The sequence below is a fragment of the bacterium genome, from assembly GCA_020444325.1.
Taxonomy (GTDB): domain Bacteria; phylum Bacteroidota; class Ignavibacteria; order SZUA-365; family SZUA-365; genus BM516.
Genome location: JAHLLD010000007.1, coordinates 171,778 through 183,979 on the forward strand (window position 1 = coordinate 171,778; position 12,202 = coordinate 183,979).

A 12,202-nucleotide genomic window follows, 5' to 3' on the forward strand; every position below is an offset into this window, starting at 1 on the left:
GGAGCGTGGGGACGATGAACAGGAAGCAATCCCTGATTAAATCTGCAATCTGCAATTTGAAATTTGAAATCTGTCCTCTGGATTCGCGCCTATTCGGCGCGATAAAATATGCCGCGTGGGGCGCGTTGCTGTTGGATGAGTCCGTCGGCGAGAAGGACGTCGAGGTATTTGCCTGCGTCGAGGGGATGGAGTCCAAGAGCGGAGGAAAGATCATCGAGCGTGCAGGGACGCACGCGGATGGTGTCAAGAATACGGTCGCGAATGTCTTCGCTGAAGGATGCGAGGTGACGGCGGAGAACGGGTTTCCCGATGACTTCCACGCCTTCGCCCAGCATGTGTGCGATGGCCTCGAGATTCTCGCGGGGCATGGGGTCGATCCAGTCCACCGCTCCCGGACGATCAAGTGCATTGAGCTGAACACGCGTGGTGCGCAGGCGGGGCAGCAGTTCGCTGAAGAGCGCGAGTTCCTCGGGCGTATCATTGAGTCCGGGAATCAGAAAAATTTCCAGCCAGACCTCTCCGTGGAATTCCCGGCAGAATATTTCCAGTCCCTCAATCAGCTGTCCACTCGTGAGCGATGATTGAGGACGATTGATTTTACGGAACACGTCATCAGATACCGCATCGAGCGACGGGACGACGCGGTCTACCGGCATCAGCTCCGCGCGCACCTCCGGCAGATGCAGCAGGGTGCTGTTCGTAAGCATGACCACGGGGTACTGCGGGAATTCCCTTTTCAGAAACGCGATGATATCTCCCACACCGCTGTGCAGCGTCGGCTCCCCGGAACCGGAGAAGGTGACGGCGTCGAGATCGGGTGCGGACGAAAGAAACGCGCGCAGCTGATCGATCACTTCCTGCGTGGGCACGTACTCTTTGCGTTCCACGGTCAGGGTATCTGTTTTCCCGCATTCACAGTACAGACAATTGAGCGTGCAGGCTTTCTGCGGGGTCAGGTCGATGCCGAGTGAGGTACCGAGACGACGGGAGGGGACGGGTCCGAAAAGATGGCGCATGCTGGGGACGTAGTGACGTTCGTGGCTGGTAATCATGTCGCTGGAAACTTATGCAGAATGTGCATAGAGCGCAATGAACAAGGGCGAGGTCATGCCCGGTCAGGAAGCGATGCGCTGAATATGCGTTGCGTATGCGACATCGGACGGAGCGGAGGAATTGAGATTATGCGGAAACTGCATAATGCGAAAGGCGGGTTCATCGGCGAGAACTTTCTCGAAGAACGGGAGTCCGGGAGTGTAACAGAAACGTCCCCCGGGACGCAGATTATGCAGAATCTGCATAAAATGTTGAGCGAAACGCGATTCCAGTCCTGTCTGATGACGGTGATGAAACAGGAAATGCAGGCTGAAGGATTGATGCGCGACTACGGTGCCCCACTGGGCGGCATCAAGCGGCGCCTGCATCCAGTCCAAGCGCAGAAATCCCTCCGCTCGCGGTGCAAGCCGGTCGACACCGAGTCCCGCCACACCCGCATTATGCAGAAAGTGCATAAGCCTTCCTTCACTACCACAGCCGAGGTCGAGCACGGGTTGCTGCAGCTGCTCCACCTCGAGCGCAAGCAACGTGAGCTGCAGTTCGGCCGAATACTCATCGCATGGTACGCTGCGGAGAAAACTCTCCGCGGGCTGTCCACCATCATCAGTGGGACACACCGCAGCAAAGAAACGCAGCAGCCGTTCGTGATGCGCGTCGATAACATGACGCATGGCCTTGCGCAGGGCATCCCTCGATGCAGCATCCCTCAACGCATGCGCACTGCGTGTAACCAGCGCATCGTAGAGCGACGCCAGCAATGTATCGCTCCCTCCCGGAAGCGCGAGATACTGATTACGTTCCCACGTATACACGCGGGTGGCGTCGGCCATTTCATCGATCAGCTGCCGGCGCTTGTCCTCGTCCGCGAGAAGGACCAGCATTTCATTCCGGTGCGTGAACACGAAGTCGACGAAGTCTTCATCCACACCACGGAACAGGTGGTTGTCGTACAGGAAATCGCCGAGGTCGAACTGCTCCCTGTCCGCATACCGTTCGGCGATAAAAAACTTCAGCTGTTCATGTACGCTTGGGGCCACCGGGTTTACCCTTCAAGATGGACTTCACCATTTTCCCGAACTCCTTGTCCCGCTTGCGTCGTTCGACATACGAGCGCTGATAGTGCGCAGCTTCACGCTGCATTTTCTGATAGTTTTCAAAGTGTCCTTCATCGAGCACACCCTCTTCGAGTGCGGCGAGCACGGCACAGCCCTTTTCGTGCTGATGCGTGCAATCCGAAAAACGGCACTGCTCGATCAACTCCTCGATATCGGCGAAGGTGGCGCTCATACCGGCATCGGCGCCGAAATTGCCCAGTTCACGCATGCCCGGTGTGTCGATGAGCAGGGCACCGTCGGGCATGGGAAGCAGCTGCCGGCGCGTGGTCGTATGCCGTCCGCGATGGTCCGCATCGCGCACTTCCTTGGTCGCAAAAACCTGCTCACCCAGCAGCGTGTTGAGCAGTGTGGTCTTCCCGACGCCGGACGAGCCCAGGAGACAGACAGTGCTTCCGGGAAGCAGCTCCGTGCGGATGACTTCGAGTCCTTCCCCCGTCACCGCACTATAGGCGATGCATGACACTTTCCCGGCTGTTTCGCGCATGCCCTCGAGCATCGCCGCGCGTTCATCCTCATCCACGAGATCAGCTTTGCCGAGAATGATGACAGGACGAATCCCGCCCTCCCGTATCATCACCAGGTAACGCTCGAGGCGATTGAGGTTGAAATCGCGATCAGCCGCCTGCAGCACGAAGGCAGTATCGATATTGGCCCCGAGCAACTGGAATTCCACATTGCGTCCCGGATCCTTGCGCCGCAACACCGTGCGGCGAGGGAGCAGGTGATGTATCAAGGCGAAGGTATCGTCATTGAGAAGCTGTGCGGCAACCCAGTCGCCCACGGTGGGGATTGCAAGGCTGTCTTCAGCCGTAAACAGCAATCGTCCCGTCGGTTCTGCGGTGACGGGTCCCTTTTCCGTCAACAGTTCGAAATTATTCCTGTTGACCACTGCGACGCGGGCCGGGACGAAACCGGACACACCGAGTTCGGCGAACGCCTCTGCAGCGTACGATTCGTATCCGATTTCCTTAAGTGTCATGCTATCTTCCCACTGAATACTGTCAGGTATATGTAAAAATAATAAAAGTACTGTCCTCCACGCAGGGAATTTTTTCCTGCCTTGCCGGAGAACCGCGCAGGACAACGAGATGCGGCCGGGAATTGCGAATTGGCACTGTTTTTCCCTACTTTACCCGCATTCAACAGCGCCGTACAACCTCGGACAATCCCCGCATGGCAGAGTCCAGCTCACGCTCCACCGGTTTCATTGCATTTGTGATCATTTTCCTTGCAGTGATGGTTACAACCATCAGTCTGCAGGAAGCGGTGGTCAAACGCTCGCTGGCAACGATGTTCCCGAATTACGAAGTTTTTGCGGATGTTCTGCCGGCGGAGTGGATTATCATGAGCCGGGATCTCTCATCGGGCGAGAGTTTCAACAGGCAGAAACAGCAGCTGCGCGAATTGTTCTATGCCATCCGGCACAACGAACTGTCGACGCAGGACCGCACGACGAATATCCTGATCGGAAAGAAAAAGCTGCATGATCACATCCTCAACACCGGGCAGACACTGTATTTCGTCAATCCCTACTACGCGTTCATGCCGCTGCATATTTTCTTTGCGCTGATTGTTGCCTTCCTGGTCTCCATGTTTCTGCCGAAAGGGAGCAGCCTGGCCTGGGTGCGCGCCAAGGTGGTTCGGGAATTCGAGCGTGTCGGCTCACTGCTTGAAAAACAGTTCGACGCACATGATGTGGACTTCGCCGCCATTCTCGGTGTGGACCGGGACAAGCGCGAACATATGCTTCGTTTCACCACGCTGCCGCAGGTGGTCATAAATGAAGTGGAAGACTATATGTCCATCAGCCGGTATATGAAGGGCGAGAGCAGCAACCCACTTATTCCAATAAAATTCTATTTCCGCTACCGAATTTCCGCCTCGTACGGCAACCTGATTCAGGGACTCGTATCCGGTGGTGCGGCCATCCTGATTTTCGTCATCGGTCTTCGGGGACTCAAACTCATTCCGCAGGAAGAACCCTCGCTCATTCTCATGGCACTGTCCATCGAGTTCATCCTGCTGATCGTACTCATGGTGACATTCGCGGGGTCAGCGCAGGAGGAGCGGCTCGACCGCGTGGTGAAGGAACTGGAAGCCGAGCAGCGCGATGCCATCAAGCATCAGACCGACACCCTGCACGAGGTGCTGGGCGGCAACCGTCACGGCGGCGGCGGCGGCGGAGGTGGCGGCACATCCGACAGCATTGCGGATTATGAAGAGCAGCGCCTGCTCGACGAGGTGCTCAGCCTCATGATCAAGGAAGCGCAGCGGAAGCGGGAATCATAAGTGGACAGTGAACAGGTATACATCGAGCGTCCCGACGTCGAACAGCGATTCGACGATATCCTCGCACGCAGCAGGGAAAACGGGTTGGAAGTCATCTGGCTGTTTGGAGAAACGGGACAGGGCAAAACGCGTTTTCTGCAGCACTATCTCAATCACGTGCGCGAGCACACGCTGGTTTCCTACGCGCAATGCAGCTCTCCGCTCGGGAGCCAATCGACCAATGTTCTCAAGCCGCATCAGCCGCTGAAGGATATCTTCGAAGACCTTCTCGCCAACCAGGCCAACACGCGGCGCAAGCTCAACCTGGTCAAGAACATTTCCCTCACCGTTCTCGCCATCATTCCCATCGTGGGAGAATTGGCCTACGGCGTGAAGGAAATCCGACGCGATCTTAACGAATTCAAGAACGGCACGCGGGAAGTGGATTTCTCCAATTTCGTGCGTGAGTATTTCAACGACCTGAAGGCGATCGCAGAAGAATCTCCCGTACTGCTGGTGATCGATGACGTGCAGTGGGTGGACGCCCCGACCATCGAAGCACTGAACCGTTTCTTTTCTGAAAAAGAGTACCGGGGCGCAAGGATCACGCTCGTGCTCAGTGCCCGCCGCGACGAACTGGAGTCGTCGCCCGAACTGCTATCCCTCTATACGAAATTCTCGCAGGCGGAGTATGTCTCCGAGGTCACCGTCCCGCCTTTCAGTCCCGAACAGATGCAGGATTTCTATCACGCGCATTTCCCGCGCTGTCCACGGCAGCCCGACCTCCTTCAGTGGCTGGAACAGAAAACCGGCGGCAACCCCTTTTTCCTGCAGTCCTACATCCAACACCTTCTCGTGGAGAACGTCCTCGACGACCGCGGGGTGGTGACGGGTGACCTGCAGTCGTATCGCGGACTCCCGGCCGAGATTCGCCTGGTCACCAACTGGCTGATGAAGTCGCTTAAGGAACACGATCTGAATCTCGTGCTGACGGCGTCGGTGCTGGGGTACCAGTTCTCGCTACATGAGCTCATGCACCTGACGCAGCGTCCTTCCCTTGAGCTGATCCGTGTGCTGCGCCGCGTGCGCACCCTGCATGGCATTGTCGAGCCCGTCGGTTTCCGCCTGGTGAACGGGAAGGAATCCACCGTGTATCGTTTCACACAGCATGCCATCCACACCGCACTGTACAACGAACTGACGGCGGAAGAGAAAGAGGCGCTGCATCGCATGACAGCACATTACCTCAACGATCTCCGGCTGTCGCGCGGGGACGACCCGGATGTGCAGAATTCCATCGCGTCGGCACTGATGCTGCATTCCCGACTGGGACGTGAGCCGGAGCTCGAGTATCAGTCCATTCTCATGAAGGCGCAGAACACCGCGGAAGATCTCGACGAGGAGGAAGTGCTCAACCAGCTGCGCTCGCTTTCACCGGCGATCGGCATTCCATTCGAAGAAATCATGCAGACCTATCGCCAGGCGATGCAGCTTGCACCTCTGCGGACGAAGTTCGCGCATCGCGAGCAGGTCTCGCTAGGGGGACTCGGGGAAGAGCGTGAGGGCGACGGACTCGGTGATTTCATGGTCCGCGTGCTGAGCATGATACAGCGCGGCAATACGGCCGAAGCCAACGTCGTTCTGGAAATGCAGCTCACCCGCGCCGAGAGGAAAGGGCAATCGGTGCATCCCCTCGTACACCTGCTGTACGCGCTTACCTCCCAGATGCTCGGACGAGGTGCCGATCTTTCGGTACGCGCCCTGCACACTGCGGCGATGAGCACAGCGCATCCCACCTACGCCGCATTTGCGCGTGTGGGACTCGCCATGTTCGAGGCGAAAGACGACATTTCCGTTCTGGAGGCATTAAAGGAAGCGTCCCAGTATGCGGGACGCCACAGCAGAATAATTCACACCATCGTCGCGTGGATCATCAACACACGCTTCAGTGGCCGCGAAGAATTCGCGGACATCCTCTCCCAGCGGAACCTTCCCTCCACCATGCCTGAATCCCTGCAGCAGCATTATCCCCGCACCGCTTCGGTCATACGCAGGGAAGGCTGATCAGGCCATCAGCTCTGTTCCGGTAAAAAAGTAATTCACTTCAAATGACGCCGTATCGACGGCATCGGATCCGTGGACGACATTGCGTTCGATGCTGGTCGCCATATCCCTGCGAATCGTACCGGGATCGGCCTTCTCCGGATTGGTCGCACCCATGAGCGAGCGCCAGCGCTTGATGGCATCCACTCCTTCCAGCGTCATCAGCACGACGGGACCCGAGGTCATGAATTCCATCAGGGAACCGAAAAACGGTTTGTCGCGATGGACGTAATAAAAGCCCTCCGCTTTCGTCTGCGTCATATGCTCCATACGCATTCCAACGATGCGCAGTCCTTCCTGCTCGATCCGTTTGACAACTTCTCCCACGAGTCCGGCTGCGACACCGTCGGGCTTCACAATTGCAAGCGTTCTCTGCATACGTTCCTCATCTGAAAATATGTAATGATGATAACCGTCCGTTATTTGCGTGCGCCATGGAGAAAGCCGCGGTACAGCATGGCGTTTTGAATGGAAATGAAGGCGTCGCTGTCTACGCCATCGACCAGCTTCTGAAATTCACGCAGGCGGCTGCGCTTGATCATCGATGTGATGATGGCCATACCGCCTGTTCCACCCTCACCGGGAATGATGGTGACACCGAAAAGATTCTGACGGAGCACATCGGCAATCTGGTCCGTCCTGTGTTTCGAGATCACGTATATCTGGTGGAAACCGATGGCGAGTTTCTGTTCGAGCAGAATGCCGAACAGCGTGCCCGTTGCGAATCCGCCGGCGTACCCGGCGATATTCCAGGGATTGTCGAGATGCGCGAACACTTCCTTGATCGCGATAACCCAGATCAGGGACTCGAACACCCCGATAATCGGCGCAAGGACCTTCTTCCCCTGCACGGTAAACAGGGTACGAAGTGTGCCGAGCGATACGTCACAAATGCGCAGTCCGAAAATGACGAGTGCGTTGATGAGCAGTTCCATGAGTGCCGTGCTTTACAGGTTGCACAAAACTACAGTCTGCAAATTACACAACGTCTCTCAGAGCACAAACACAGGGACAGACCTTCTCGCCGCCTTTTCGGTCGGAACGATTTTCCGTGGCTCTCCGTTTTTCCTGCATACGAAATGAAGCAATTGAACAACGAAATAGAGGAGGAATCCATGTCCGCCAATCGCAGAGATTTCATGAAAACCGGAGCTGCGGCGCTCGGCGCCACACTGCTCACCCCGTATGCCGGGTTCTCTTCACCCATTGAGCGCAACGGTGCCCCGCTCTTTTCGCTCGCCACGGATGCATCCGGCGACTACATCCTTCCGATGCTTCCATATGCCTACAACGCACTGGAGCCGTATATCGACGAGCAGACCATGCGCCTTCATCACGACATTCACCACAACGGCTACGTGAAGGGCCTGAACAGCACACTCCGCGCAATGAAGGCCGCACGTGAAAGCGGCGACTACGATCTGATTGATCGCCTCGCGCAGAAGGCGGCATTTCATGGTTCAGGACACATCCTGCATACGATTTTCTGGCTAAACATGATCAGCGCCGACAAAAGCGGTCAGCCCTCGGGGATGCTCAAAACACAGCTCGAAAAAGATTTCGGCGGCGTTGCCCCGTTCATCAAACAATTCACCACCACCGCGAAAAAAGTTGAGGGCTCAGGCTGGGGCATCCTGGCCTGGGAACCGCTCGGACGACGCCTGATTGTTCTGCAGGCCGAAAAGCATCAGAACCTCACGCAGTGGGGAGCCATCCCTCTGCTCGTCATCGATGTATGGGAGCACGCCTATTACCTCAAATACCAGAACAAGCGCGGCGACTACGTTGACAACTTCATGAAAATCGTCAACTGGGAAAACGTCGCCCAGCGCCTCGAACGCGCAATGGGTTGATGCTTCGCGTCGTTTTTTCCGCTGACGCGGAGTTCTTGCCCCATTGGGGCGTTCTTTGCGCTGACGCGCAGGTGTTTGCGCTGACGCGCAGGCGTTTGCGCTTACGCGCAGGCGTTTGCGCTGGCGCGTAGGTGTTTGCGCTTACGCGCAGGTGTTTGCGCTGGCGCGCAGGTGTTTGCGCTGACGCGCAGGTGTTTGCTGAATACGGCCCGCGCAGCGGGACAACTACTGCGCGAAGCGCAAAGAACGCTCCTCGACAGCGGAGTAAAAACTTCTCACCGGGGGGTGAAGACTTTTTCGGTACTGGAGACGATCATGGTGGCAGTGGCGTCGGAGGTGACGTTGGTGATGGTGCGGCACATATCGAGGATGCGATCGACACCGAGGATGAGGGCGATGCCGGTTTCCGGGATACCGACGGAGCGCAGCACGATGATGAGCATGATGATGCCGACGCCGGGCACCGGGGCGGTGCCGATGGAAGCCAGGGTAGCGGTAAGCACAACGGTAAGCTGCTGGGTGAGGGAAAGGTCCATGCCGAATACCTGGGCGATGAATACCGCGGCCACGCCCTGGTAAAGTGCCGTGCCGTCCATGTTGATGGTCGCGCCAAGAGGCAGAACGAAGCTGGTGACGGATTTGGGCGCGCCGACGTTTTCACAGCACTCCATGGTCACGGGCAGCGTCGCGGCCGAACTGCTGGTGGTGAACGCCACGAGCTGGGCGGGACGCAGTTCACGCAGGAAGCGTCCGAGCGGGACATCACGCGCAAGCAGCTTCAGCAGCAGCGGGTACACGATGAAGGTCTGCACCGCCAGTCCGCCGACCACCGCCACGATATACCAGAGCAGTGTCTGCAGGATGCCGAATCCGAATTCCGCGATAGTCGCCGCAATGAGCGCAAACACGGCATACGGGGCGATGAGCATGACGAAATCAACCATTTTAATCATGGCATCGCTGATGGCATCGAAGAAGCCGATGACACGCTCCGCCTTTTCCCTGTCGATAAAGAGCAGAGTAATGCCCAGCAGCAGGGCGAAAAAAATGATCTGAAGCATCTCCGCGCTGGCGAGTGCATGCACGACATTTTTAGGGACGAGTTTAACGATGTAGTCCAGCAGGTCTACCGAAATATTCTGTTCAATCTTGGTGACCGCGTCCTCCTGATAGGCAGCCATGAGGCGGTCACGGGCCATACTGTCCATTTGCGCCCCGGGACGAAGGACATTCCCGAACGCGAGTCCGATACTGATGGCGAGCGCCGTGGTGACCAGGTAGTACGCGATGGTCTTCCCGCCAATGCGCGCCATTTTTGTAACGTCATGCAGGCTGGAAACGCCCACGAGCAGTGAGGCGAATACGAGGGGGATGGCGATCATCATGAGCAGGCGAATGAAAATGTCTCCAAGCGGCTTGATGACCGTGGCGATGGTCTGCTCCTTGCGCATGGACAGCACCTTCTCGTATACACGGACACGCTCCCCTTTCCTTACGATGACATCGACATCACCTTTCTTCTTCATCTGGTGAAAAAGGTGCAGAATTTCCGCCTGGTCCCCTGCTGCAAGCCGGTGTTCGGTTCCCCCCTGCGAAAGCGTGCATTCATCCCAGTCCTGCATTTCCACTTCACGAGGTGCGCCATCCGACGTGAATTCGAGGATCAGAAGATGCTGGTTCACGGCAAATATCAGACCGAACACGGCCCCGAGAATCAGTCCCAGGAGAATCTGAATATGCAATGGGAGTTTGGGAATGCGCATGCGCCTCTGGAAACTGTGATCGCGTATCCAGAAGATAGAAGAAAGTGGTGGGAAGAGAAAGCGTGCTACAACGGTTTCCGCCGCGCGCCCCATGTGCCCGGAACGGCGTCGAAGCGACCCGCGCATCGCGTGCCGCAGCTGCTGCACTGTCCCTGTTGATCCAGACCCCAGTGCGTGAGCGCATAGCGGTCGCGTCCAATCAGCACTTCACCGCATGCCTGACAGTAGGTCTTTCCCCCTTCCGGATCATAGACATTGCCCGTGTACACATGCTGCAGTCCGTTGCGCTTCCCATGCGCACGTGCGCGGTGCAGGGTATCGACAGGGGTGGAAGCGACGTCGCGCATCTTCCAGTCCGGGTGAAAGGCGGTAAAATGCAGGGGCACGGCGGGACCGAGTTCCCGGGCGATCCACTGCGTCATGGCATCGAGCTCGGCATCGCTGTCGTTCTCCCCGGGGATGAGCAGCGTGGTGATTTCCAGCCAGACATCCGTCTCGAGTGCGATATAGCGCAGCGTGTCGAGTACGGGTTCGAGGCGCGCACTGCAAAGTGAATGGTAGAAAGAATCGGAAAAGCCCTTCAGATCCACATTCGCTGCATGCATATGCTGATAGAATTCCTGCCGCGGCACATCGCAGACATATCCCGCCGTCACCGCCACCGAATACACATCCCGCTCGGCACAGGCGATGGCGGTGTCAATGGCATACTCATGAAATATCACCGGATCGTTGTAGGTATAGGCGACGCTGCGGCAGCCTTCACGCTGTGCAGACGCAGCAATAGCCTCAGGCGTGGCCTGGTCGGCGAGACGCGACATCTGGCGGGATTTGCTGATATCCCAGTTCTGGCAGAAACGGCAGGTGAGGTTGCAGCCCGCCGTCCCGAACGAAAGGACCGCACTGCCCGGGTAGAAATGGTTCAGAGGCTTCTTCTCGATCGGATCGACGCAGAAACCGCTCGATCGTCCCCAGGTGGTGAGGACGATCGAAGCATTCTCGTTCATGCGCACGTAGCACAGACCGCGCTGTCCTTCACGCAGCACACAGGCGCGTGGACAAAGGTCGCATTGAATGCGACCATCGTCCGTCGCGTGCCAGTATTTCGTCGGTGTATTCGCTGTCAGTCCTCTTCGTAAGACATTACCATACTGGCATCGAGCAAACCGTCGGCGACGATATCCTGTCCGCCATGCGCCGACTCGCCGCCCATGTCACCCTTGAGGGTAAAATTCAGCGGCCATAGTGATTCGACGTATGTCAGGACGGTACCCTTGAGCTTCAGGTTCATATCCATCATGCCTGCGTTCGCGCTGATATCGACAACGATATCAAAGGTGGCGGTTTCCCCGAGGTCGGCCTCGCCAACTTCCCGCAACAGGAGATAGGCAGACCGAATCTCCGCACCCTTGCGGACAACATTGGTACCCAGAGCCTGAAGAAAACTGTCATCGAGATTGGCGGTGTCACCGACAGACATCGTTCTGCCGTCAAGCATGCGCACAAATCCGCTCGCCCGCTCCGGAAGCACTTCATCAAGGATGAACGAGCTTTCCTCATCCGTCACCTCGCTGCCATCCTTCAAACTCAGCAGCCAGGGATTGTCTTTGCCGTTCTCCATATCCGGATTCGCTTCCACGATGAACACCTTGTCCGCATCATCGAGCTTCACGTTTTTGGGTTTACGCCGCATCATGCTCTGTTCATAATCATATCCTTCCGTCAGGACGAGCTCCGCTTTGTTGAAACGGTGCGCACCTTCCTCCAGTATGGTGAACTGACTTTTCACCCTGGTCTCTTTTGACATGGTCATTCCCTCCGTGCTGCCGCCGACAGAGAAAATGATATCCGCTTTGAAATCCTTCTGTGTTGAGATTTTCATCCCTTCCGGGAAAGAGGCTCTGCTGAAACTCACCGTCTGTGCGGACAGCAGACCGCTGCTGAAAAGCAACATGAGGGCGAACATGGAAACACGATGCATGGGAACTCCGGGAAGATTGATGGAAAGTGAAAAGATAGGTATTGGACAGAACTGCTTCAATGAAGA

General features: G+C 56.9%; 11 protein-coding genes. 3 read left to right on the forward strand and 8 right to left on the reverse strand.

What is annotated here, in order from left to right:
• Positions 1 to 89: 89 nt before the first annotated feature.
• From KQI65_11085 to rsgA, 3 genes are all read right to left on the reverse strand, one after another.
• The gene (locus KQI65_11085) at positions 90 to 1,052 is read right to left on the reverse strand and encodes a radical SAM protein (GenBank protein MCB2205284.1); all 963 of its coding nucleotides are present in this window, start codon (positions 1,050 to 1,052) and stop codon (positions 90 to 92) included.
• Positions 1,053 to 1,115: 63 nt separating this feature from the next.
• On the reverse strand, positions 1,116 to 2,090 hold the full coding sequence (locus KQI65_11090; GenBank protein ID MCB2205285.1) for a class I SAM-dependent methyltransferase: 975 nt from the start codon (positions 2,088 to 2,090) through the stop codon (positions 1,116 to 1,118).
• Positions 2,071 to 3,147, reverse strand: coding sequence for a ribosome small subunit-dependent GTPase A (gene rsgA / locus KQI65_11095; GenBank protein MCB2205286.1), 1,077 nt, complete (start codon positions 3,145 to 3,147; stop codon positions 2,071 to 2,073). The genes KQI65_11090 and rsgA overlap by 20 nt, the downstream gene beginning before the upstream one ends.
• Before the next feature lie 194 nt (positions 3,148 to 3,341).
• Here rsgA and KQI65_11100 point away from each other — a divergent pair, with 194 nt between their 5' ends.
• Positions 3,342 to 4,457 carry a hypothetical protein gene (locus KQI65_11100; protein MCB2205287.1) on the forward strand — a complete coding sequence of 372 codons (1,116 nt, stop codon included), beginning with the start codon at positions 3,342 to 3,344 and terminating at the stop codon, positions 4,455 to 4,457.
• Positions 4,458 to 6,500 carry an AAA family ATPase gene (locus KQI65_11105; protein ID MCB2205288.1) on the forward strand — a complete coding sequence of 681 codons (2,043 nt, stop codon included), beginning with the start codon at positions 4,458 to 4,460 and terminating at the stop codon, positions 6,498 to 6,500.
• On the opposite strand, the gene ndk is transcribed toward KQI65_11105, so the two are convergent.
• Entirely contained in the window at positions 6,501 to 6,917 is a 417-nt protein-coding gene (ndk, locus tag KQI65_11110; GenBank protein ID MCB2205289.1) for a nucleoside-diphosphate kinase, read from the reverse strand.
• A 41-nt stretch (positions 6,918 to 6,958) separates the two neighbouring features.
• Positions 6,959 to 7,474, reverse strand: a complete 516-nt coding sequence (locus tag KQI65_11115) for a DUF2179 domain-containing protein (GenBank protein MCB2205290.1) — start codon at positions 7,472 to 7,474, stop codon at positions 6,959 to 6,961.
• A 204-nt stretch (positions 7,475 to 7,678) separates the two neighbouring features.
• Here KQI65_11115 and KQI65_11120 point away from each other — a divergent pair, with 204 nt between their 5' ends.
• On the forward strand, positions 7,679 to 8,392 hold the full coding sequence (locus tag KQI65_11120) for a superoxide dismutase (GenBank protein ID MCB2205291.1): 714 nt from the start codon (positions 7,679 to 7,681) through the stop codon (positions 8,390 to 8,392).
• Between the two features lie 275 nt (positions 8,393 to 8,667).
• Here the strand turns inward: KQI65_11120 and KQI65_11125 are convergent, their stop codons facing one another.
• The 3 genes from KQI65_11125 to KQI65_11135 all read right to left on the reverse strand — a co-directional run bounded on the left by KQI65_11125 (position 8,668) and on the right by KQI65_11135 (position 12,136).
• The gene (locus tag KQI65_11125) at positions 8,668 to 10,155 is read right to left on the reverse strand and encodes a dicarboxylate/amino acid:cation symporter (GenBank protein MCB2205292.1); all 1,488 of its coding nucleotides are present in this window, start codon (positions 10,153 to 10,155) and stop codon (positions 8,668 to 8,670) included.
• A 65-nt stretch (positions 10,156 to 10,220) separates the two neighbouring features.
• The gene (gene amrS / locus KQI65_11130; GenBank protein MCB2205293.1) at positions 10,221 to 11,282 is read right to left on the reverse strand and encodes an AmmeMemoRadiSam system radical SAM enzyme; all 1,062 of its coding nucleotides are present in this window, start codon (positions 11,280 to 11,282) and stop codon (positions 10,221 to 10,223) included.
• Positions 11,279 to 12,136: a hypothetical protein gene (locus KQI65_11135; protein MCB2205294.1), complete on the reverse strand. Its 858-nt coding sequence runs from the start codon at positions 12,134 to 12,136 to the stop codon at positions 11,279 to 11,281. The genes amrS and KQI65_11135 overlap by 4 nt, the downstream gene beginning before the upstream one ends.
• Positions 12,137 to 12,202 lie beyond the last annotated feature (66 nt).

Coding starts and splice junctions, on each gene's coding strand:
- KQI65_11085 (MCB2205284.1), bottom strand. CDS start 1,052: ATGATTACCAGCCACGAACGTCACTACGTCCCCAGCATGCGCCATCTT.
- rsgA (MCB2205286.1), bottom strand. CDS start 3,147: ATGACACTTAAGGAAATCGGATACGAATCGTACGCTGCAGAGGCGTTC.
- KQI65_11100 (MCB2205287.1), top strand. CDS start 3,342: ATGGCAGAGTCCAGCTCACGCTCCACCGGTTTCATTGCATTTGTGATC.
- ndk (MCB2205289.1), bottom strand. CDS start 6,917: ATGCAGAGAACGCTTGCAATTGTGAAGCCCGACGGTGTCGCAGCCGGA.
- KQI65_11115 (MCB2205290.1), bottom strand. CDS start 7,474: ATGGAACTGCTCATCAACGCACTCGTCATTTTCGGACTGCGCATTTGT.
- KQI65_11120 (MCB2205291.1), top strand. CDS start 7,679: ATGAAAACCGGAGCTGCGGCGCTCGGCGCCACACTGCTCACCCCGTAT.
- KQI65_11125 (MCB2205292.1), bottom strand. CDS start 10,155: ATGCGCATTCCCAAACTCCCATTGCATATTCAGATTCTCCTGGGACTG.
- KQI65_11135 (MCB2205294.1), bottom strand. CDS start 12,136: ATGCATCGTGTTTCCATGTTCGCCCTCATGTTGCTTTTCAGCAGCGGT.